At 61.9% G+C, this 21,220-nt stretch carries 17 protein-coding genes; 6 read left to right on the top strand and 11 right to left on the bottom strand.

The genetic code is table 11. The features are described from left to right. Positions 1 to 176: 176 nt before the first annotated feature. The 8 genes from CFE428DRAFT_RS05175 to CFE428DRAFT_RS05140 all read right to left on the bottom strand — a co-directional run bounded on the left by CFE428DRAFT_RS05175 (position 177) and on the right by CFE428DRAFT_RS05140 (position 9,673). A complete protein-coding gene (locus CFE428DRAFT_RS05175) occupies positions 177 to 1,490 on the bottom strand; it encodes an MFS transporter (RefSeq protein WP_006978399.1) in 1,314 nt (437 codons plus the stop codon). Next, positions 1,487 to 2,590: a dipeptidase gene (locus CFE428DRAFT_RS05170; RefSeq protein WP_006978398.1), complete on the bottom strand. Its 1,104-nt coding sequence runs from the start codon at positions 2,588 to 2,590 to the stop codon at positions 1,487 to 1,489. The genes CFE428DRAFT_RS05175 and CFE428DRAFT_RS05170 overlap by 4 nt, the downstream gene beginning before the upstream one ends. Before the next feature lie 142 nt (positions 2,591 to 2,732). After that, positions 2,733 to 3,125 (bottom strand): RidA family protein, encoded by a 393-nt coding sequence (locus CFE428DRAFT_RS05165; protein WP_006978397.1) that lies wholly within the window; start codon positions 3,123 to 3,125, stop codon positions 2,733 to 2,735. Further along, a complete protein-coding gene (locus tag CFE428DRAFT_RS05160) occupies positions 3,122 to 4,594 on the bottom strand; it encodes a M81 family metallopeptidase (RefSeq protein ID WP_006978396.1) in 1,473 nt (490 codons plus the stop codon). The genes CFE428DRAFT_RS05165 and CFE428DRAFT_RS05160 overlap by 4 nt, the downstream gene beginning before the upstream one ends. Then, positions 4,591 to 5,928, bottom strand: a complete 1,338-nt coding sequence (locus CFE428DRAFT_RS05155; protein WP_006978395.1) for an aspartate aminotransferase family protein — start codon at positions 5,926 to 5,928, stop codon at positions 4,591 to 4,593. Before CFE428DRAFT_RS05155 ends, CFE428DRAFT_RS05160 begins: the two co-directional genes overlap by 4 nt. A gap of 107 nt (positions 5,929 to 6,035) precedes the next feature. Beyond that, positions 6,036 to 6,959, bottom strand: coding sequence for an SMP-30/gluconolactonase/LRE family protein (locus CFE428DRAFT_RS05150; protein WP_006978394.1), 924 nt, complete (start codon positions 6,957 to 6,959; stop codon positions 6,036 to 6,038). Continuing rightward, positions 6,956 to 8,509 (bottom strand): PPC domain-containing protein, encoded by a 1,554-nt coding sequence (locus tag CFE428DRAFT_RS05145; RefSeq protein ID WP_006978393.1) that lies wholly within the window; start codon positions 8,507 to 8,509, stop codon positions 6,956 to 6,958. The genes CFE428DRAFT_RS05150 and CFE428DRAFT_RS05145 overlap by 4 nt, the downstream gene beginning before the upstream one ends. A 9-nt stretch (positions 8,510 to 8,518) precedes the next feature. Next, positions 8,519 to 9,673: a DUF1501 domain-containing protein gene (locus tag CFE428DRAFT_RS05140; RefSeq protein WP_202797357.1), complete on the bottom strand. Its 1,155-nt coding sequence runs from the start codon at positions 9,671 to 9,673 to the stop codon at positions 8,519 to 8,521. Between the two features lie 369 nt (positions 9,674 to 10,042). Here CFE428DRAFT_RS05140 and CFE428DRAFT_RS05135 point away from each other — a divergent pair, with 369 nt between their 5' ends. Together CFE428DRAFT_RS05135 and CFE428DRAFT_RS05130 are read left to right on the top strand one after the other, a co-directional pair. Then, entirely contained in the window at positions 10,043 to 10,393 is a 351-nt protein-coding gene (locus CFE428DRAFT_RS05135; protein WP_157447424.1) for a hypothetical protein, read from the top strand. Between the two features lie 59 nt (positions 10,394 to 10,452). Then, the gene (locus CFE428DRAFT_RS05130; RefSeq protein WP_006978389.1) at positions 10,453 to 11,757 is read left to right on the top strand and encodes an SGNH/GDSL hydrolase family protein; all 1,305 of its coding nucleotides are present in this window, start codon (positions 10,453 to 10,455) and stop codon (positions 11,755 to 11,757) included. Positions 11,758 to 11,760: 3 nt separating this feature from the next. On the opposite strand, the gene CFE428DRAFT_RS05125 is transcribed toward CFE428DRAFT_RS05130, so the two are convergent. From CFE428DRAFT_RS05125 to CFE428DRAFT_RS05115, 3 genes are all read right to left on the bottom strand, one after another. Then, positions 11,761 to 12,981, bottom strand: a complete 1,221-nt coding sequence (locus tag CFE428DRAFT_RS05125; protein WP_157447423.1) for an efflux RND transporter periplasmic adaptor subunit — start codon at positions 12,979 to 12,981, stop codon at positions 11,761 to 11,763. Between the two features lie 36 nt (positions 12,982 to 13,017). After that, positions 13,018 to 16,152 carry an efflux RND transporter permease subunit gene (locus CFE428DRAFT_RS05120; RefSeq protein ID WP_006978387.1) on the bottom strand — a complete coding sequence of 1,045 codons (3,135 nt, stop codon included), beginning with the start codon at positions 16,150 to 16,152 and terminating at the stop codon, positions 13,018 to 13,020. A 158-nt stretch (positions 16,153 to 16,310) separates the two neighbouring features. Beyond that, a complete protein-coding gene (locus tag CFE428DRAFT_RS05115; protein WP_042724394.1) occupies positions 16,311 to 17,249 on the bottom strand; it encodes a bifunctional helix-turn-helix transcriptional regulator/GNAT family N-acetyltransferase in 939 nt (312 codons plus the stop codon). A 121-nt stretch (positions 17,250 to 17,370) separates the two neighbouring features. On the opposite strand from CFE428DRAFT_RS05115, the gene CFE428DRAFT_RS38735 reads away from it, so the two are divergent. From CFE428DRAFT_RS38735 to CFE428DRAFT_RS05100, 4 genes are all read left to right on the top strand, one after another. Next, positions 17,371 to 17,709 carry a hypothetical protein gene (locus CFE428DRAFT_RS38735; RefSeq protein WP_006978385.1) on the top strand — a complete coding sequence of 113 codons (339 nt, stop codon included), beginning with the start codon at positions 17,371 to 17,373 and terminating at the stop codon, positions 17,707 to 17,709. Beyond that, positions 17,706 to 18,578: a hypothetical protein gene (locus tag CFE428DRAFT_RS05110; protein ID WP_006978384.1), complete on the top strand. Its 873-nt coding sequence runs from the start codon at positions 17,706 to 17,708 to the stop codon at positions 18,576 to 18,578. The genes CFE428DRAFT_RS38735 and CFE428DRAFT_RS05110 overlap by 4 nt, the downstream gene beginning before the upstream one ends. A gap of 172 nt (positions 18,579 to 18,750) precedes the next feature. Next, positions 18,751 to 19,770 carry a sensor histidine kinase gene (locus tag CFE428DRAFT_RS05105; RefSeq protein ID WP_006978383.1) on the top strand — a complete coding sequence of 340 codons (1,020 nt, stop codon included), beginning with the start codon at positions 18,751 to 18,753 and terminating at the stop codon, positions 19,768 to 19,770. A gap of 63 nt (positions 19,771 to 19,833) precedes the next feature. Then, positions 19,834 to 21,123 carry a sulfatase-like hydrolase/transferase gene (locus CFE428DRAFT_RS05100; protein WP_157447422.1) on the top strand — a complete coding sequence of 430 codons (1,290 nt, stop codon included), beginning with the start codon at positions 19,834 to 19,836 and terminating at the stop codon, positions 21,121 to 21,123. Positions 21,124 to 21,220 lie beyond the last annotated feature (97 nt).

Genomic DNA, 21,220 nt, shown 5'->3' with positions numbered 1-21,220 from the left:
AGCGAAGCGACTAGTCGCTGCGGGGAACGACGGAGGGACACGCTCGCGCGTGCTCCCCAATATTTCCTCCGCCTCCGCCCGGGAAGAGTGGGAACGCGCAGGAGCCCTTCGACAAGCTCGGGGCCTTGAGCCTGTTGCAACGGCGCATCTCTCCATGTATCGCCGGGACGGCGCCGCTACAGCGCACGTTCTTCGCGCGGCGCGAACGGGTTCGCCAGCGGCTTCGTGCTATCGATGAAAAGCGCGCAGCCGGCGAAAATGAGGAAACTCGCCGCACACATCCAGAAGACTTCGCTCCAATCGGCGCGATGCATTGTGCTGGCCAGCGCCAGCGGAATTGTCTTGGCCACTGCCGAGGCGCCGAGATTGCCCCACATATTGCTCCAGGCGAGTGTGGCCGCGACGTGGCCGCGGCCAATGTCCTGGCTGAGTGTCCAGATCGCGGGATTCGCGCTGTCGGTAGCGAAGGCCACGAGTCCACAGGCGATGATGACGCCACGCGCCGAGTGCAGCGAAGGACAGACGAGATAGGCCGCGGTGCCGATGAGCCCACCGATGATGATGGGCAATCGTCGTCCCCAGCGCGACCCGAACCAGCGGCTAAGCGCATCGCACCACCAGCCGCCAAAAAGCACGCCGGCTACTCCGCAGGCCAGCACGATCGTGACTGAGAAGTTGGCGTCCTCCTCATCCAGGCCGCGCACACTTTGCAGATACTTCGGCAGCCAGGTGACGAGCAGCGCCCAGCCGAAGTTCAGGCCGATGGCACCGAGACTGAGCAACCACAGCCCGCGGTGGCAGAGAAGTTCCAGCCACGGAAAACGGTAATCGGGTTTTGACGGCGGCGGGCCGCTGCTGCGGATGAGTTCGCGCTCGGCCTCATTGGTCCAGGGATGCAGTGCGGGTTCGTCGCGAAAGGTGAAAAAGGTTGCCGCGGCGAGGGTCAGACCGATGCCGCCGTAAATCCACAGCACCGGCCGCCAGCCATTGAGCCGGGCGATGACCTCCACAGTAAGCCACGGGGCGAGCGCCAGACCGAGCCGGCCGCCGAAGGCGACGAAGGAATTGGCCCTCGCTCGATGGCCGAACGGAAACCAGCGGGAGATGACCCGCGCACTCGCGGGATACGCCCCGGCCTCGGATAAACCACAGGCCAACCGCACGATGACGATCGCCGCGATGCTGGTCGCCAGGCCGGTCAGCGCCGTGCAAGCCGACCACAGGACAATGTAAGCGACGAGCATGCGTCGCGGTCCAAAACGATCCGCCAGCCAACCGGCGGGAAGCTGGCCGAGTGCGTAGGCAAAGAAGAACGACGAGAGTACGTTGCCCACATCCGCTTCGCTGAGGTGTAGCTCGCGCAGGAACGAGGGCGAATGCACGACCGTGGTCATGCAAATGCGATCGAGATAGAGCAGGAACGCGTTCGCCGTCGCCACCCCGAGCAGCGCATAACGAACGTGAGTTGCGCCACTCGGTGTCTCGCTCATTGCAAATGCTCGCGGAGGAAGCGGAAGAAATTGCCGTGGAAGATGCCGTCGATATCGGTCTGCGGGTAGCCGCGGGCGGCGAGCAGCGGCCCGATCTTTACGAGATCAGCGATGCTGTTGAGATCCATGGGCGTTTGCTCCGTACCGAAGCCGCCATCGAGATCGGTGCCGATGCCCACGTGGTGGGCATTGCCGGCGATCTGGCAGATGTGATCGATGTGCTCGCAGATCTTTTCGATCTTCAATCCGAAGTCTTCCGGCCTGGAGCGTTTGTGGGCCCAGTTGTGGACCATCATGATCGCGTCGAAGGCCATGCCGATGACTGCGCCGCGCTCGATGAGGGCCTTGATCTGATCGTCGGCGAGCTGGCGGTTCCAATTGGCCAGCGCGCGGCAATTGTGATGGCTGGCCCAGAGCGGCCCCTGGTAATGCGCGAGGGCGTCCCAGAAACTTTCGTCGCAGAGATGGGTGACATCGAGAATGATACCGAGGCGTTCCATTTCCTTGAGCAATTCATGACCGATCGGTGGCAGCGGACCTTCGTCATCCGTGCCGTGCCCGTAGATACCGGGCCCGTAATGAACTGGGCCGAGCGCGATGAGTCCATCCGCGCGCGATTTCTCGAGATGTTTCCAGCTCAGGATCGAGTCCGCGCCCTCGAGGCTGAGCAGATAACCAATGGGCAGTTTCTCCGCTTCTTCGTCCGTGGCATCCTTCCATTTATTCGCGTGCGCCTCGACCTCGGGCCAGGTGCGGAGTTGCACCATTTCGCCGCACGCTTCCATGGTGCGGTAGTAGGCGAGCTGCCCCTGGGTGTGCGCCCACGCTTGTTCCGGACTGCGCCAGCCGGGAAGATTGTGGAAGCGCGGCGAGTAGCGCGCGATCTGCGTGGCGACGATGACGCCGAAGCGTCCGCGGCGCAGCTCGGGAAAACACACGGTATTGCGCGAGCGATGGCGCTCGGCATCCACGGGCAGGGGCCCTCCGCCGAGTTCGCAGCGCCGGAGTTTTTCCAGCGACCAGCGCTGGTCGCGATTGAATTCCATCGCGTTCATCGAGATGTCAAGATGGCAGTCGAAGATGAGACGGGGAGGGTGCATGAGAGGGAAAGGAAGGAAACATTCAACGTCCAACATCCAACACCCAACTTCCAATGACAGAAGCCGATGGCGAGCGTGGAGCGGTTAGAAGGAGGGTAATTGGATGTTGGGTGTTGGGTGTTCGATGTTGGATGTTCTGCCTTTAAGCCGGTCGCTTCACCGCGACGACTTCGATTTCATAACGCAGCGTGGGTGGGAGGCAGTTGGTGATGGTGGTGCGAGTGGGGTAGGGCTCGGTGAAATACTCGCGATAGAGTTGGTTGTAGAGCGGCACGTCGGCGGCGTCGCGCACATAGTTGCGGGTCTGGATGACGTGAGCGAGATCGCTGCCGGCGGCGGCGAGGACCTTGCGCACGTTTTCGATCGAGCGGCGAAATTCGCCCTCGAAGGTGTCGCTAACGATCTTGCCCTCGGCATCGACCGAAGCCTGGCCGGAGATGAAGATGAGATCGCCGAAGCGGACGCTCGGGCTGAAGGGGAGATGCGAGGTGGGCGTGTCAGCGTTGCGCGGATAGGAGACGTCGGGATGGGTCATGAGTGGGAATCGAGTGGAAAGATGGGACGGTGGATGTTGCGGTAAGGGAGCGAGCGGAGATTGCTCGTGCACGGGCCAGGCGTGTCGACCCAGATCATGCGCGCGGCGATGGGATCGTAGGCGCGCCGGTGAGCGACGGCGGCTTTGACCACAATGACGGACAGCTTCGCCGGATCAATGCCCTGGCTGCGCCATTGGCCGAGATCGAAGGGCGGGGTCTTGCGACTGGTGAGCAGGATGGTGATGTCTCGATGCCGCACGACGGCGCACGGGCCCATGTCGAACCGGTCGCCGGCCATCGAAGCGAGATGACTTTGCTTGTCCTCCAGTTCGAATTTGCCGTCGCTCGTCCAGAGCAGGCCGATTTCCAACGGGAGCGGTCCTGCATCCAGGCGGCTGCCTTTGCCGCCGATGTCCAAGGTAATGGGTTTGTGTACAGGCCGCTTCGTGAGTTGTCTCACGGCGTCGGGATCGTTGATGGCGATGGCCGCGTTCGAGACGCCATGGTCGATCAGCGCGCGCAGGAGGCCCGTACCATCTCCCGGGGCGCCGCCGCCGATATTGTCCGACGGTTCGACGAGGACGGTCAGCCCGTCCGGCTGTGTTTTCAGCGTCGCCAGGGCGTCCTCGATCGGGGGATCGACGACATTGCCTCGGTCTTTCAATTTCGCCGCCAAGTCGCAGAGTTCTTGCAGGGCCGCGCGGACGGGCGTCTCGGGGCCGGTGGTGCAGACGGTGAAGCTGACTCCGGTGTCCGGCGTATCGGCGAAAGCGAACCCGGCGATGACGTTCACGGTCCAAAAATCGGCGTTCTGCGATTCGAGTTGCCGGGCGACCGCTTCGAGCGCGCGCATCGGCTCATCGGCGGTGCCGGTGCCGGTCGGTGGCCAGACCAGCGGTGGATGTTGCCAGTAAGTGCGCGGGAATTGCTGGGTTTTTAGCGAGCGCTGGAGGAGATCGGCGGCGATCTTCGCGGCGGCGCGTCCATCGGTGTGCGGATTTTGGCGGTACGCGACGAGACAGCTTGAGAGCTCGGCCATGCGTTGCGTGAAATTCGCATGCAGGTCGAAGACGCCAAAGATGGGGACCTCGCCGACGCGCTGTCGCAGCCGGGCGAGGATCTCGCCTTCGACGTCGGGAAATGACTGCGAGACCATGGCACCATGCAGGACGAGGTACACGGCGTCGATCTGCGGGGGGATGCGCGCGGTGAGATCGCGCCAGAAATCCTCGATGACGGTGTCTTCGACGATCGCGCTCGGCGACGCTCGGAAATCGACGGTGGGTACGACTTCCCAGCCGAAGGCCTTGGCCGATTCGAGGGCACCGCCGAGGGGTGAGCTGTCGCCGGTGCAGCGCAGCAGATCGGCGCCGCGGAAGACTTGGAAATCGTGTAGCGCCGTGGTGCCTTCGAGAAAGGTATGCGTCTCGTGAAAGAGCCCGGCGAAAAGGACGCGCGGGCGGTTCATGCTTTCCATTCGGCCGCGTGCTGCGCGAAAGCGGCGGTGGCGCGGGTGAGCGTGGTCTCGATGTCGGCTTCGGTGAGCGTGAGATTCATGAACCACAGGCCGCGCTCGATGGCGCGCACGCCGTGTTCGAGCAGGCAACGGCGGAGGTGCGCCCAGCGCGGGGCATCGTGGCGCTGCACACAATCGCGATAATCGCGGATGGGGCCGGGTGCGGCTCCGGGCTTGAGCATGGCGGTGTGAAAGACCAGGCCCGGACCTTGCGGATGCAGCGGGATGGCATATTCGTGGGCCAGCCTTTCGAGGCCTTCCATGAGCTTGTTGCCCAGGCACTGCAGGCCGGTGGGATGTTCTTTGCCGAGGGCGAGGATCTGGTCGAGGCACCAACGGCTGGCGGACAGGCAAAGCGGATTGGCATTGAGCGTGCCGGCGTGGACGACCTCGCCGCGGATGATCGGTTCGAAAATTCTCGTCCGGCCGCCAAGGGCGGCAAAGGGCACACCGCCACCGATGGCCTTGCCGAAGATGGTGAGATCGGGCGAAAAATCGTAATAGCCTTGCGCGCCGGAAGGACCGAAACGAAAGCCGGTGATCGTCTCATCGGCGATCATGAGTGCGCCCTCGCGATCGCACAGTTCGCGGATGGTGCTGAGCAGGCCGGGCGCCGGCTCGATGCAACTCGTGTTGCAGAGCGCCGGTTCGAAGATGATCGCCGCGATCCGGCCGCGATATTGATCCACGCGGCGGCGCAGATGCTCAGGGTCGTTCCAGCGCGCGACGACGAATTGATCGAGCACCTCGGGGATGACGCCCTTGCTGGGATGCAGGCGCGTCGGTTCTTCCTCAGTGCCCCATTTGTCCGGCGGCGGCGCGAAGCCGACGAGGCCTTCATCCGACCAGCCGTGGTAGTGGCCTTCGAATTTCAAGACGAGCGGTTTGCCGGTGAGTCCACGCGCCAGGCGCAGCGCGCTCAGGACGACCTCGGTGGCGGAATTGTTGAAGCGGACGCGCTCCACGCTGGGGATCATCGCCTGGAGACGTTCGGCGACGTCGATCTCGAGTTCCGATTGCGCGGCCCAGTGCGTACCGAGCCGGACCTGCGCCGAGATGGCTTCCGCCATTCCCTCCGGCGCGTGGCCGAAGAGGAGCGCGCCCTGGCCGGTCTGGAAGTCGATGCATTCGTTGCCGTCGACATCCCACAGGCGGGATCCCGAACCGCGGGCGAAGTAGAGCGGCACGGGCTGTTCCATCTTGCGGATGCCACTATTGATGCCACCGGCGATGCTGTTTTGAGCACGCTCGAAGAGGCTGCGGGATTTGGCGAAACGGTCGGTCATGGGGGAAGGGAGGGTGAGTAATCAGTAATCAGTGATCAGTATTCAGTAATTAGTCTGCACATACTTATCACTGATTACTGACTACTGATTACTGATTACTTGCAGTTTCATGGTGATCGATTTGCCGCAGCCTCCTGCCAGCGTTGCCACTCCAGGCCGGGGCGGTCCACGCGGGCCTGGACGAGGCGTTGGTGCTCGACTTCGGTGATGTAGAGGGTGCGTCCGTCGGGACCGCCGAAGCAGACGTTACTGGGCTTCGCGCCGAGGGCGCTGAATTCCTTCAGTACTTCACCGGTGGGCGAGAGCTTGACGATGGTGCCCTTGAGTTGACGCGTGACGTAGAGGTTGCCGTCCACGTCGCAGCGCATGCCGTCGAGACTGAAGTCATCGAACTTTTTGAGCAGTCGCTTACCGGTGAGCGAACCGTCGGGCGCGATCGTGAAGGCCCACACGCAGAGTTGGACGCTTTCGTTGACGTAAAGCGTGTGTCCGTCGGGGCTGACTTCGATGCCGTTGGTCGTGCCCACTTTTTCCGCGAGCTGCCGGACATGGCCATGGCGGTCGATGCTCCAGAGCTGGCCGTCGCCGTTGTCCCAATTGGGATCGCTGGCGTAGAGCGTGCCGTCGGGCGCGATGGCGAGGTCGTTGGGCTGATTCATCCGCTCCTCGTGCGCGAAGAGCTTCACCGCGCGCGTCCGCATGTCGACCGTCAGAATATTGTGCTCGGTGTAATCGGCGACGTACATCGTGCCGTCGCGGCCGAAGCGGATGCCATTGCCGATGCTCTTTCCGGGCAAGGTGACGAAGACTTCGTTGTCGCCCTGTGGGGTCACCTTTTGGATGGTCTGCTCCCAAGGACCATTGACGAAGTAGATATTTCCCGCGGCGTCGCAGGCCGGCCCTTCGATACCGTGGGTGAATGCGCCGGGATTGGTGAGCGGTGTGGCGACGAAGAGCGGTTGATCCTCCGCGCGACTGCAAAGGCAGAGGAGAGGCGCGAACAGCGTGAGAGTGAAGCGGCGCCAGTTCATTTGGGGGAAGTCGCGCTGGCCGGATCCGGTTTCGGCGCATCGGGCTTGGCCGCCGCGGCCGTCACGGTGAGCCAGAGTTGATCCGTCGAGTTGATGACGAGTTCGGTATAGCCCTGCGGGACGCCATTGTTCTCCCCGGTCGTGATCATCGAATAGCTCACCGGATGTTCCGCGCCGGAGTCGGCTTCGCGCAGGACGAGTTGAATGGGTTGACCGGCCGCGGCCGCATCGGCTTCGGCGTTGAGTTTCAAGGTGACATCGCCGCCTTTCTCCGGGACATCGACCTCTGGCGCGGTAACGCCAGCGGGCAAATTCTTCGCGGCGAGATGGAGCTTCGCCTTGAAACCATTGGCCGGCTTGATCGTCGCCTTGATCTCGCCCGTCTTCCCAGCAGCGAGAACGCATTCATGACTGGCGACCGTCCCTGCGACGATGGGCATGGCTTCGCCAATATGAAGCTGATAGAGAAAGCGCGGGCCGCCGTGATGCGTGATATCGCCGATCGCCGCGTAAAAGGCACCGTTGCTCGGAGCGGTCCAGGTGAGATGAGGATCGCGCCCGCCGACGGTGTCATCCGCGCGGGTGAGTTGCTTGCCGTCTTTGTTCTCGATCTTGAGCCACGCGTCGAGAGGCGAACCGGCCCGCCCGCCGATGGCCTCAATGCTATAGATCTTGCCTTTCTCGACAGTGAAGGCGAAGCGATCTTCGTCGCCCGCCTGGTTGATGCAGCCGGAGATCGAGCAGGGGAGCGTCACGGCCTGCGCTTTGTCGATGGAATCATTCGGTTCCTGCTCGGCGACTTCCGCGCCCTCGTCAGGATGATGTGGTGGAAAACTGATCAGCGGTTGCGGCGCGGTGGTAAGATGAAGCCGGTAGATACAGCCTTCGCCACCGGTGAGCTGCACACTCGCATTCGCCGGGTAGGCGAAGCCCATGAGTTGCACGACGAAGGTGCCGTCGCGTGGCGCCTTCCAGGTGAGATAAGGATCGAGCGTGCGACCATCGTGATCGAAGGTCAGTTCATCGCCGTTTTCATCGACGACGCGAAGCATGCCATCGAAGGTGGAAGCGAGCACATAAGCCTCGACCCAGGCAGTGAGCGTATCGCCCTTCTTCAGCGTGATGCCGAAGGAATCGACATCGCCGGATTTATCGAGCCGTCCACTGATGGTCGCGGGGAGCGCGTCGATCTTCTGCGGCGCTTTGAATTCGTCGTTCGGTTCTTTTTCCAGGAGCTCCGGCTCCGTGGAGACGATGAAGAACCGAGGCTGCGACGCGCCACTCTCGTTGTAAAAGCGCACCAGATGGGGGCCAGGCGCGGCATCCTTGGCGATCTCGACGTCGAATTTCCCTTTCGTCTTCGAGGGTGCAAACGTGATCCCCGGTGCATCCACCCAGACCTGCGGCGGCCACGGCGTGGCTTTGGCGACAGGAGTGACGGTGACCGTGGTACCCTGCTGTCCCGCGGCGGGATACAGGTGCGTGAGCGTCGGTTCAGCGGCGGAGGCCGCGCCAAGGACCGCGAGGAAAATGCCGGCTGCTCGCCACACGCGATTCGCTTAGACGAAGAGTTCCTTGATCAAATGGCCTTCGTTCACCAACTGCACCGGCCGTCCGCTGCCCGACTGGAGGGTCATGTTCGGATCGATGCCCATCTTGGTGTAGAGCGACGCGGCAAAATCCTCCGGACGATACACGTTCTCCGAGGCATGGTAGCCCTTCGCATCCGTCGCGCCGACGATCTGTCCACCGGGAATGCCCGCGCCGGCCATGAGCACCGACATGGCAAAGGGCCAATGGTCGCGCCCCGCGTCCTTATTAACTTTCGGAGTGCGGCCAAATTCGCCGAGAGCAATCACCATGGTGTTCTCCATGAGCCCGCGTTCGCTCAGATCGTTGAGCAGTGCCGAGAGCCCTTGATCGAAAGTTTTGAGGCGGTTGCCCTTGTAGGTCTCAAAGAGTTTCTTGTGATCGTCCCAGCCGCCATAATTTACCGTGACCCACGAGACGCCGACCTCCACGAGCCGACGGGCGAGGAGCATGCGCTGGCCGACATCGTTGCGACCATAACGATCGCGCACCTTGTCGTCTTCGCGGCTGATGTCGAACGCGGCCTGGGCCTTGGAAGACGAGACGAGGTCGAAGCCCTGCTGATAGAATTTGTCGAAGACCACCGCGGGATCGTCCACGAGCTGGTCGTTGAAGCGTTGCATGCGGTCGAGCGCGGTGCGCAAATCGCGGCGCGTGTGCGCATGGCCTTCGGTGATTTCCGCCGGCACGACCACGTCGCGCACTTGGAAGCCCTTGGCATTCGGATCGCCGCCGATGACGAAAGGCGCATGTTGGCCGCCGAGGAAATTCGGGCCGCCGGAGCGGGTATTGCTCGGCATCGCCATATAGGCGGGCAGACCGCTGCGCACCCCGCGGTCATAGGAAACCATCGAGCCGAAGGAAGGATGAAACGTCACGAAAGCGCCGCAGCCCACCGGCACCGGCGTGGGCGCGCCGGTCATCATGTAATGATTGCCCGCCGCCGTGGTTCGGATCCTTGTGGCAGATCGAGCGGATGGGCGGGTGAATTTATCGAAAGACTTGGGCGAGGTTCGGGAATGGGTCTCGCTGAAATGCACCCCCGGGCACGCAGGTCGGGCACGGTGCCGAAAGTGCCGCGAATTTCCGCCGGGGCATCCGGGCTTGGGGGTCGAACGTCTCATAATGCGACGGCCCGCCATCCATCCAGATCATGATGCAATTGACATTTTTCGCCGCCGGGGTGGTGGGCGCTGCCGCCGCGCGAGCGCGTAAGAGGTCGCATAGGCCGAGGCCTAAAGTGCCACCGAGGCCGATCTGTAGAAAATCGCGGCGGGAGACTCCAGCGCAGTTGTGGCGAATGGGGGACATGTTGACGTTTCTGAGTAAACCGGGTTCCCAGGGATTTGCTAGAGAGGAATTTTTACTGATTTCAGGGGGCTGCCGCAGCGTTCGGCGCTTGCGCCTGCCCGGGCCGCCCGCCTAGCTTCCGCGCCATGGCAAATTCCCCAGCATCTCAGAAAAAAGGCATGGGCCCCCTGGGCTGGCTCGCGATGGGGTGCACCTCTTTGATCGTCATCGTCGTCGTGGTCGGGGTGGGGGGCGCGATTCTTTTCGGGCCGACGATTAAAAAATGGATCGCGGAAGCCCGCCCGAAGTTCGAGAAGCTGGCCGAACAGTCCAAGACGAACCCGACTCGCGCCCTGGCGGATGGCATGGTGCAATTAGGTGGGGACCGGTTCGAGATGGTGGCGGCGGACGATGAGCACAAGCGCTATACCGTCCGCGAGAAAAAGAGTGGCCAGCTCATTACGTTTTATTGGGACGCCAAGGAGAATGCTCCGAAGACGGTGCAGGGGGATTTCTCGGCGATTCCCGCGGACGCGAAGGCATCGGGCAGGTAGGCGGAGCAACGCGGGAAAATCCGTTGCTGTCTTCTTCGGCGCCGCCGTAGTGTCAGCGAATGTCCCTTCGTCTTCGTTTCGTTCCCCTTCTGCTCTGTCTCCTCGCGCTGGTCTCGGTCGCGCAGGCGCAAAAAAGCGATTACCCGCTCGCGCCCGCGGAGGAGGTGCATGCACGCGGTGGGCTGCCGAATTTCCTGAAAAAAGCGCAGACGCCCGGAGCGGAAATCAAGATCGCTTACTTCGGTGGCAGCATTACCGCGCAGGCGGGTTGGCGGCCGAAGACGCTGGCGTATTTCCAAAAGACGTATCCGAGCGCGAAGTTCAGCGAGATCAATGCGGCGATCGGGGGCACGGGATCGGACCTCGGGGTCTTCCGGTTGCAGCAGGATGTGCTGGAAAAAAAGCCGGACCTGATGTTCGTCGAATTCGCGACGAATGATGGTGGGCGCTTCGCTCGGGAACAGATCACGCGCTGCATGGAGGGAATCGTGCGGCAGACGTGGAAGGCGGCGCCGGATTGCGACATCTGCTTCGTCTACACGCTCACCGAGGCGGCCGTCGCGCCAATGCTGGAGGGCAAGTATCAGCGTTCGGCCAGCGTCATGGAGAAAGTCGCGGAGCACTACAATATCCCGTCGATCCACATGGGCATGGAGGTCACGAAGCTGGCGAAGGAAGGCAAGCTGGTGTGGAAAGCGCCGCTGCCGAAGACCGAGGCGGAGAAGGCGGCGCTCGGCGATAAATTCGTCTTCTCGGCGGACAGTGTGCATCCGTATCCGGAGACCGGCCATGAGCTTTATCTCCAGGCGATCGTGCGTTCGCTGGGGCCGATCGATGCGGCGTCGACCAAGCCGGCGCCACATGAATTGGGCGCGCCGCTGGTCGCGGACAATTACGAGAATGCGAAGCTGATTCCGATCAGCGAGGCGACGCTTTCCGCGGGCTTCACCAAGCTCGATCCGGCGAAGGATTCGATGGCGAAGAGTTTTACCCGCCTGCGTGATCTGCACCGCGCGAGCAAGCCGGGGGAGACGATCACGTTCAAGTTCAAGGGCACGCGCGCGGCAATCTACGATCTCGTGGGGCCGGACTGCGGGCAGGTGATCGTGACGCTGGACGACAAGCCGGCGAAGATCGTGCCGCGCTTCGATTCCTATTGCACGTATCCTCGCCTGGCGACGTTGGTCATCGGTTCCGATCTGCCTGATACCGTGCATACGGTGAAGATCGAGATTCATCCCGACCAACCGGACAAAGCGAAGATCCTCGCCGAGAGGAACAACAAGATCGATAAGCCGGAGCGCTATGACGGCACGGCGATTTACCCCGGGGCGATTTTGCTGCTGGGGGATTTGGTGAAGTAGGAGCTACTTCTTCGCCGGCGTGGCTGCGGTCTTCGGTGGTGCTTCCTGGCCACGCGCGGTCTCGCCGTCGGTCAGGGAATCCGGCGGGTCGAGGACCACGGCGTCTTCGGCTTTGAGGCCCGAGAGGACTTCGAGGGTGTTGCCGAAATCGTGGCCGATCTCGATGGGAACGAGCGCCACGTGTCCGTCGCGGATCACCCCGACGCGCGGGCCTTCCGAGCGGAAAAGCAGCGTATTGGCCGGAATCGTGACGGCGCCCGGTGTCCCGGGGATATTTAGATGTACCGTGGCGTAACCGCCAGGGAGGAGCCGGCCGGCCGGATTCTCCACGTCCGCTTCCACGTTGAGCGTATGGGAGAGCGGATCGAGCGAGGCCGAATCGCGGATCAACTTGCCGGTGAATTTTTCGCCGGGAAACGCATCGAACGCGATGGCGACTTCCTCATTGTGCTTCACGCTCGAGGCGTAAATCTCGGGCACGGAGAAATAAACGCGCAGGATGTGATTGTCGGCAAGGTGGAAGAGTTCCTTCGCGCCGCCGGTCGAACTCGCCTGGATGAGCGCGCCGACGTCGGTGCTGCGCGCGGTGACCACGCCATCGAATGGCGCCACCACTTTTTCAAAGGCCCTGAGCTGCTCCAGTCGTCGCACATTAGCCTCGCCAGAGTCGACGAGGGCGCGCTTGGCGGCGAGATCGGTCCTGGCCTGGTCGCGTTCCTGCGGCGAGATGGTCTTCTTTTTGAAAAGATCCTCCGAGCGGGCGTCGGTGAGTTGGGCTAGGCTCAGATTGGCCTGGGCATTTTTGAGATCGGCGCGGGCTTGCTCGAGCTGCTGGTCGACTTCGGGTGTTTCGATTTCGGCGAGCAGGTCGCCCTGCTTTACATGGGCGCCGATGTCGACCTTGAAGCTCTTCAGATAACCGTTCGTCCGCGCATAGATCGCGGTATCCATATAGGCCTGCGCGCTGCCGGGCAGCGTGATCTCGCCCGACGAAACCACCGGGGATGGATGCACGATATTGAAGGTGGGCGTGGCCTCGGCGAGCGTGGTTTTTTTCAGCGACGCTTCTGCCTTCATGCGCGAGAGGACCGAGTAGCCGATGGCCGCGGCCAGGATCGCGGCGACGATCAATACGCCCAGGACGAGCGAAGACCTGCCGCCTTCCGGAGGAAGCGGCGGTGGCTGTGAAGATGACGGCGAGTGAGGGTTCTCACGTGGAGGCATCGGGGTGACGTCAGCAAGCTGAGACATAAAGGATTATCAGGCAGGCACCGAGTTACGGCGATAAAGAAGACTAAAAACTGCAGGCACGAAAATGAGGGTGGCGATAGTCGCACAGAGCAGGCCGCCAATGACGGCGCGGCCGAGCGGCGCATTTTGTTCGCCGCCTTCACCGAGACCGAGGGCCATCGGCACCATGCCGATCATCATCGCGAGGGCGGTCATGATCACCGGCCGGAAGCGGGTGGCGCCGGCTTCGAGAGCGGCGGCCACGGCATCGCCCGTCTCGATGAAGCGCTCCTTGGCAAAGGAGATAACGAGGATGCTATTTGCGGTCGCCACGCCCATGCACATGATGGCGCCCATGAGCGCGGGAACGCTGATCGTGGTGTGGGTGAAGAGCAGGGCGAGAATGATGCCGGCCAGCGCCGCTGGCAGGGCGGTGATGATGATCAGCGGGTCGAGCCAGGATTGAAAATTGATGACGATGAGCATGTAGAGCAGCAGAATGGCGAAGGCCAGACCGGCCAGCAGGCCGACATAGGAATCGTGCATCGTCTTTACCTGGCCGCGCAGGGTGATGAACGTTCCGCGCGGCAGTTCCTTGCGGGTCTGGTCCACGATCTTCTGCACTTCCCGGCTCACGGCGCCGAGGTCGCGATCCTGCACCGTGCCGTAGATATCGATCACCGGACGGATGTTGTATTGCGAAATGATCTGCATTTCCTGCGCCCGGTGGATGGTGGCGAGGTCGCCAAGGATTTCCGAACCGTGGTTGGAAAGGATCGGCATATTCTCCAAATCGCCGAGCGATTGCATCCGATATTGCGGCACCTGGGCTACGAGGTTGTAGTTTACGCCGTTCTGTTGGTTGAGGAAGAACATGGGCGTGACTTGCATGCTGCCGCTCAAGGTATTGAGCACCACATTGGCGATGTTGTGCTGCGTGAAGCCGCTCTGCAGGGCTTTGGCACGATTGACCGCGATATCGAGCGTCGGAAAATCCATGGGTTGCTGCACGCGCAGGTCGACAAGGCCGGGAATCTTGCGCAGGTCGGCCAGCATCTTCGTGGCGATGGCATGAGTCTCCGGGATTTGGCCATCGGAACATTCGAGCTGGATGTCCATGGGCGCGGGAATGCCGAAGTTCAAGATTTGGGTCACGATATCCGCGGGCAGCGCGTAGAAGGTCGTGCCGGGATAATCCTGGGCGAGCCGCTTGCGCAGAATGCGCAGATAGTCGGCCGTGGGATGATGATCGTGATGCAGCGAGATGAGGATGTCCGCGTCGCTGGGCCCGATTGCGCCGGAGGTCATGTGCATCGTATTCATCGGGCTGTACGGCATGCCGATGTTATCGAGGATGCTGGCCAGTTCCTCCTTGGGGATGACCTTGCGGATCGTGCCTTCCACGAGGTCGCACAGCCGGGCGGTTTCCTCGATGCGCAGGCCGGTGCTGCCGCGCATGTGCAAGAGGATTTCGCCGCTATCGGCGCTGGGAAAGAAGTCCTGCCCGAGCCACGGGATGAGCAGACCGAAGCTGACGCAAACGGTGAGAAAGATCGGCACGAAGACGTGGCGGATACCAACGAGGTAATTCAGGATGGAGCAGTAGAAGCGGCGTATGCGCTCGAAACCGTGTTCGAAAAGGAGCTGCATGCGGCCCAGAAATCCCTTACCCGGTTCATCGTGTTCGTGCGCCTTGAGCAGATACATCGCCAGCGTCGGGACGAGCGTGCGGGAGAGGATGTAGGAGGCGAGCATCGCAAAGATCACCGCTTCGGCCAACGGCACGAAGAGATAGCGCGCCACGCCGCCGAGCATGAACATGGGCAGGAAAACGATGCAGATGCAGAGCGTGGCCACAAAGGCCGGCACGGCGATCTGTTGCGCGCCATCGAGAATCGCCTGGGTCAACGGTTTGCCCATGGCGAGATTGCGATGGATGTTCTCCACTTCCACGGTGGCGTCATCGACGAGAATACCCACCGCGAGGGCGAGGCCGCCGAGGGTCATGATATTGATCGTCTCGTGCAACAAGCTGAGGACGATGACCGAGGTAAGAATGGAAAGGGGAATGGACGTGGCAATGATGACCGTGCTGCGCCAGCTGCCGAGGAAGAGCAGGATCATGAGTCCGGTGAGGGCCGCGGCAATGACCGCCTCGCGGATCACCGAGCCGATGGCGCCGCGGACGAAGATGGATTGGTCGGAGAGCAGCGTCATTTTCAACTCCGGCGGCACAATGGCCGCGATGCGCGGGAGCATGTTTTTCACGCCCTGGACCACATCGAGGGTCGAGGCATGTCCGTTCTTCACGACGGCCACGAGCACGCTGCGATGGCCATCCTGTCGCACGATATTTGTCTGCACGGCAAAGCCGTCGCTGACCACCGCGACGTCGCGGACGAAGATCGTCGTATTGCCGACCTGCTTGATGGGAATGTCGCTGATCTCCTGGAGACTTCGCACGGCGGCGTTCGGGCGAACGTCGTACTCGCGCGTGCCGATCTTCACCGTGCCGGAGGGGACAACGACGTTTTGCGCATTCACCGCGTTGAGCACGTCGGTGGCCGAGACGCCCTTCTCCTGCATGAGCTTCTGGTCCATGTTGACCATGATCTGGCGCTGCTTGCCGCCGTAAGGATTCGGGACCACCGCGCCGGGAACGGTAATGAGCTGCGGGCGCACATCGCGCTGCGAAGCGTCGTTCAACTGCTGCTCGGAAAGTCCCGAACCGGAGAGGCCGATTTGCAGCACGGGCACGCTGGAGGCGCTGAAGTTGTTGATTTCCGGTGGCAGTGTCCCTGGCGGCAGGGAGCGTAACATGAACTCGGAGGCCGCGCCGACCTGGGCATTCGCCGTATCGAGGCTGGCGGTGGGCTGAAGGAAGATCTTCACGACGACTGTGCCGCTGTAGGTCGTCGATTCGATGTGCTGGATGTTATCGACCAGCGCGGTTAGCGCCTTTTCGTAAGCGGTGGTGAGGCGGCCCTCGAGTTCTTCGGAGTTGAGGCCGGCATACTGCCAGGCGACCGAGATCACCGGGATGTCGATGCTCGGGAAAATGTCCGTCGGCGTCCGGCTGATCATCACCGGGCTGATGATGAAAATCAGCAGCGCGAGGACGATGAAGGTGTAGGGCCGGTTAAGGGCAAGTCTGACGATCCACATTTAGGACAGAAGGTTGATGGGCTGCGGAAAAGAGGAAAAGCGTCCGAAACGGGTGGAAGGGTAAGGCGGACGGAGAAAATACGGACACGTATTATTCCGGCCAGCGGTTTTTCGTGACAAACGGAAGTGAAAAGCGACCGGGTTCGTTGTGGGAAGGCTCATAATTTTAGCTCCCACACTTCGGCCTGCATTTTTTTTCCGAAGCCCTCGTGTGCTTCTTCGCCGATGATTTGGAAACCGGCGGACTGATAAAGTTTACGGGCAGCCTTGAGCTCGGTCTGCGTCCAGAGGCGGATGCGCTGATACCCGGCGACGCGAGCGAAACGGATCGTTTCGTCGACCAGCCGGCGGCCGAGTCCCATGCCGCGAGCCGTGGGTTCCACGAGCAGGAGTCGGAGTTGCGCCACGGTCTTGCTCTGCGCGATGAGAAAGATCGAGCCGATGATTTCGCCGTCGCGCTCGGCGACCCAGCAACGCTCGCGCTCGAATTGCTGATGGCGGATGAAGTCGGACACCACGCTGGCGACCTGTCCCTCAAAACAGGCGCCGTAGCCGAATTCCTCGGCATAAAGCACGCCGTGGCGGTGCACGATCCAGCCGAGATCCCCTGGACGCGGTGGCCGGATGAGATACAGACCTTGCTGTTTCGAAGCGATGCTGGGATCGCCGAGCAGCACTCGCAGAGCGAGCATGGATTCGGCGACGCGGTTTTGATCCGCGGTGGAGAGGGGTTCGAGGATGTCGACGATCGCGCCGCGGGCCTTCTTTTCCAGTGGGGCGAAGGCTTTGCGTCCGGCTGGAGTCAGCATCAGCAGGCGGCAACGACGATCGGCACCGGGCACGGTGGTGATGAAGCCGCGCTTCTCGAACTTGCGCAGGGTGCGGCTCACGTAAGCGGGATCGAGGCCGAGGGCTTCACCGATCTTGCTGGCGGTGGGACGGTCGCGATAGGCGAGTTCATAAAGGAGGCGCACCTCGCTGGCGGAATACTCGGTGTCGAGAAAGACATCTCCGAGCACACCGATGCGGCTCATGTAGAAGCGATTGAATTCGCGGACCGAATCCGCGCGCTGTTCGATGGGGCGCATGGTTGCCATAATCAAACGAATAGTTGATTTAGTCAACTATTCTTTGCGCAAGGTTCGCGCTTGTGAGGCTCCACGTCCTGCGGTGAGATGCCGCGGTGCGTTCGCCGCACGGAATGATCCCCCAAGCATCATGAATATCTCCCGTCGTCGTTTTCTCGAAGTCACCGGCCTGGCGCTGGCCGGCCATGCCACCCAGGCGCGTGCGGCCGAAGGCCCGCTGATCGAGTTGATCGAAAAGGTTGTTTTGTCCGCGCCGGAAGTGAAGGGTGGTGCGTGGTTTCACCCACGCGCCTGCATGGTCGGCAAGAGGGCGTTCATGACGCTACAGGCCATCACGGGCTCCGATTACTTCGGGCCGTTGCACTGGACGACTTCCGACGATCTGGGCAAGACATGGAGTGAATTCCTGCCGGTGCCGCCGCTGGGCTGGGAACCGGAAGGCGAGGGAGCGAAGCGGTCTGTGATGTGACGCCTTCCTATCATGCGCAAACGGGCAGCGTCCTTGCGCTCGGTCAGAACGTTTTTTACAACAACAAAAAGCCCGGTTTCAAAGGCGACCAACCGCCGCGCTGGCCGATGTATGCCGTGTGGAAGGATGGCGCCTGGGGATCGCGGCAGAAGCTGGAGTGGGACGATCCGCGCGGCAGCCAGATGTATTCGAATAATTGCGGGCAGCGCGTGATGATGCCGAACGGCGAGGTGATGATGAGTTTCACCTTCGGCGTGAAGAACAAGCCGCGCGCGGTGTGCGGTGTGCGCTGCTCGTTCGATGGCAGGCAACTGCTCGTGAAGGAGATCGGACCCGAGCTGACGAACTCCGTAGGTCGCGGCTTGCTCGAACCTTCGGTGACCTATTTTCAAAAGCGCTTTTATCTTACGATCCGCGCCGAGGATAACCATGGCTATGTCGCGGTGAGCGATGACGGGCTTCACTACGAGCCTCAGCAGGCTTGGGCTTGGGACGATGGCGCGCCGCTCATCATGTCCACCACGCAACAGCACTGGCTCACGCATTCCGACGCGCTCTTCCTCGTCTATACCCGTCGCGATGCCACCAATCTCAAGGTGATGCGCTGGCGCGCGCCGATGTGGGTGGCGCAGGTGGATCCGAAAACACTGCGTCTCATCCGCGCCACAGAGCGCGTCGTGCTCCCCCTCATTGGTGATGGGGTGAATGCCGGCGACCTGGTGCCGATGATGGGTAACTTCGGCGTGAATAGCGTCAGCGAAACGGAGTCATGGGTGACGGATGGTTCGTGGTGTCCGAAAGCCGGTAACCGCGGCGAGCTGCAACTGGCACGGATTAAGTGGAGTCGGCCTAACCGGTTGGCGACATAGTCAAGGCATATAAATAGTTGAAATAACGCCCTGTCGAAATGACGACGACTGGGTTGAAAGAGGCTGCGGCCGGGGTCCGGTCGGCGATACGTAGCCCCGCTGATTTCCCTCTCGACGACCAAACCTCTTGCCCCTATTCCCATTGAGCAGAAATTCGAATCGATCCTCACGCATGAACCTTATCGATTCATTCGGTAAACAACCCAAGTCCTGGATGATGGCCGAGGCGATCTCCGCCCTGGCCTTGGTGGCGGTGATCGATATCATTACGCCGTGGCAGTTTAGCTGGTTCATTTTCTACGCGGTGCCCGTGTTTCTCGTTGCCTTGAATTTTCCCCGCCGCGTCGGCATCACCTTTGCCATCGTTGCGGCGGTCGTTGGTTGGCTGGCCAATTTTGATACCGTCGAGCATCGTGGTGCGGGGGCATACGCCTGGTCGGGAGTCAACCGGATGGGAGGATTGCTCATCGCGGCGGCCTGCGGCATTTCCATCCAAAACTTTCGGGAAGAAACGCGGCGTCGCGTTGAAGCGCTGGAGCATGCGCAGGAACTGGAGCGCGAGATCTTGAGCGCGGGCGAACGGGAGCAGATGCGCATCGGCCAGGATTTGCACGATGGTGTCTGCCAAACCCTGGCCGCGCTGGATTGCGCCGCCCAGTGCCTGAAGATGGACCTGGAAACAGAGGGATCGCCGCAGGTGAAGTTGGCGGGGGAAATTCAAAAGCGGCTTTCCGCGGCGACGCTCGAGGCGCGCAACCTCGCTCGCGGCATCTATCCGGTAACGATTCAGGGCGACGGGCTCGGGCTTGCGCTGCGCGAATTGGTCATGATGACCAATACGCTTTGCCAGGGGAAGATTGGCTTCGAGAGCGACGACGAATTTGTGGTGAAGGACTCCGAGGTTGCGCTGCACCTGTATCGCATCACACAGGAGGCACTGAGCAATGCCATGCGGCATGCCAATGCGACGCATGTCTCGGTGCGGTTGCGGCGCGATCAACAGCATCTCACCATCAGCGTGATGGACGACGGCTGCGGATCGGCAATCCAGGCCCGGCCGGATGGCATGGGCTGGAGGACGATGCGCTACCGGGCCAAGCTGATCGGCGCGGAGATCAAGATGGAAAGCAAGCCCGCCGGCGGAACGACCGTGCGCTGCTTGCTGCCGGCACTGACGACGAGCGTCAACTGAGCATCCGGGAAATTCGGGCAAATCCGTTGTCCGAATTTGGCCGCGAAGTGCGGTTAGATGGATGTGAAAGCTCTTCTTTCTGCACTCCTGCTGGCTGCCTTGTTCATTTTCGCGTCGCCGCTGCGCTCCGCGGAGACCAAGCCGAATATCGTCTTCATCCTCGCCGATGACCTGGGCATCGACGGCGTGAGCTGCTATGGCGCCGATCGACATAAGACTCCGCACATCGACCAGCTCGCCGCTTCAGGCACCCGCTTTGAGACGTGCTACGCCGCGCCCTTGTGTGGGCCGTCGCGTTGTTTGCTCATGACCGGGCGCTATGCATTTCGCACCGGCGGCCTGACGAATGGCTCGTGGCGGAGAAATGGGCCGGGTGCCCGGTCGGCGAATGAGTGGTCCATCGCGAAGGTCCTGAAGCAGGCCGGCTACGCGACGGGGCAATCGGGGAAATGGCGGCAGGTTGGCGAGACGCCGCACGATTGGGGCTTCGATGAATACTGCACCGATCCGCTGGCCGGCGGCTACTATTGGAAGGACAGCTACGAGAAGAACGGGCAAATCATCAGCGCGCCCGGGTCTTACAATCCGGACATCATCCAGGCGTTCAGCATCGACTTTATCACCCGGCACAAGGATGAGCCGTTCTTCCTCTACTACGCGATGCACTTCGTGCATAAGCCCACGCTGCATACGCCGGATTCCTCACCTGGGAAGCTGGACGGGCCGGGTTGTTACGACGACAACATCGCCTACATGGACAAGCAGGTGGGCGAGGTCGTGGCGGCACTGGAAAAGCTCGGCCTGCGCGAAAAGACGCTGGTCATTTTCTCCGGCGACAATGGGACGGCGCGTGGCTATCCTTCGCCGGTCCACGGGCGGATGCTCGATGGCTTCAAGGGCACGATGCTCGAAGGCGGATCGCGCGTGCCGTATATCGCCAACTGGCCCGGCGTGACGCCCGCGGGGAAGGTGAGCCAGGACATCGTAAGCTTCGCGGATCAACTGCCGACCTTCGCGGAACTCGGCGGCGCGCCGCTGCCGAAAGGCGTGAAAATCGATGGCGTGAGCCTGGCAGCGCAATTGCGCGGACAGCCGGGCCAGCCACGCGCGTATGCCTACGTGCAGCTCGGCAAGCACTGGTTTGTGCGCGAGCCGGGCTGGAAGATGACCGAGACGGGAGCGCTCTTCGATATGAGCGATGCGCCCTTTGCGGAGAAAATGGTGACGGTGCCAACCGACACCGAGGCGAGCACGGCCGCGCGGGGTCGCCTCGCCGCTGTGCTCCAGGAGCTCAGCCCCTCCGCCGGCAAACAGGATGCCAGGGGCGAGAAGATGGAAGCAAAGGGTGAGTGAAGCGTGGGAAAAAGGTGCCCGCGAATCACGCGGATGACACGAATGGAGTATTTTCATTCGCGTCATCTGTGTGATTCGCGGGCCTAAAACCGCACTG

The sequence above is a fragment of the Chthoniobacter flavus Ellin428 genome, assembly GCF_000173075.1.
GTDB lineage: Bacteria > Verrucomicrobiota > Verrucomicrobiia > Chthoniobacterales > Chthoniobacteraceae > Chthoniobacter > Chthoniobacter flavus.
This window is presented reverse-complemented; position numbering and strand designations above follow the sequence as displayed.

Excerpts from the sequence above, each read along its gene's own strand:
- CFE428DRAFT_RS05125 (WP_157447423.1), bottom strand. The coding sequence starts at position 12,981 with ATGCCTCCACGTGAGAACCCTCACTCGCCGTCATCTTCACAGCCACCG.
- CFE428DRAFT_RS05135 (WP_157447424.1), top strand. The coding sequence starts at position 10,043 with ATGGGGTGCACCTCTTTGATCGTCATCGTCGTCGTGGTCGGGGTGGGG.
- CFE428DRAFT_RS05155 (WP_006978395.1), bottom strand. The coding sequence starts at position 5,928 with ATGACCGACCGTTTCGCCAAATCCCGCAGCCTCTTCGAGCGTGCTCAA.
- CFE428DRAFT_RS05170 (WP_006978398.1), bottom strand. The coding sequence starts at position 2,590 with ATGCACCCTCCCCGTCTCATCTTCGACTGCCATCTTGACATCTCGATG.
- CFE428DRAFT_RS05105 (WP_006978383.1), top strand. The coding sequence starts at position 18,751 with ATGAACCTTATCGATTCATTCGGTAAACAACCCAAGTCCTGGATGATG.
- CFE428DRAFT_RS05140 (WP_202797357.1), bottom strand. The coding sequence starts at position 9,673 with ATGAGACGTTCGACCCCCAAGCCCGGATGCCCCGGCGGAAATTCGCGG.
- CFE428DRAFT_RS05160 (WP_006978396.1), bottom strand. The coding sequence starts at position 4,594 with ATGAACCGCCCGCGCGTCCTTTTCGCCGGGCTCTTTCACGAGACGCAT.
- CFE428DRAFT_RS05115 (WP_042724394.1), bottom strand. The coding sequence starts at position 17,249 with ATGGCAACCATGCGCCCCATCGAACAGCGCGCGGATTCGGTCCGCGAA.
- CFE428DRAFT_RS05120 (WP_006978387.1), bottom strand. The coding sequence starts at position 16,152 with ATGTGGATCGTCAGACTTGCCCTTAACCGGCCCTACACCTTCATCGTC.
- CFE428DRAFT_RS05165 (WP_006978397.1), bottom strand. The coding sequence starts at position 3,125 with ATGACCCATCCCGACGTCTCCTATCCGCGCAACGCTGACACGCCCACC.
- CFE428DRAFT_RS05150 (WP_006978394.1), bottom strand. The coding sequence starts at position 6,959 with ATGAACTGGCGCCGCTTCACTCTCACGCTGTTCGCGCCTCTCCTCTGC.
- CFE428DRAFT_RS05175 (WP_006978399.1), bottom strand. The coding sequence starts at position 1,490 with ATGAGCGAGACACCGAGTGGCGCAACTCACGTTCGTTATGCGCTGCTC.
- CFE428DRAFT_RS05130 (WP_006978389.1), top strand. The coding sequence starts at position 10,453 with ATGTCCCTTCGTCTTCGTTTCGTTCCCCTTCTGCTCTGTCTCCTCGCG.
- CFE428DRAFT_RS38735 (WP_006978385.1), top strand. The coding sequence starts at position 17,371 with ATGAATATCTCCCGTCGTCGTTTTCTCGAAGTCACCGGCCTGGCGCTG.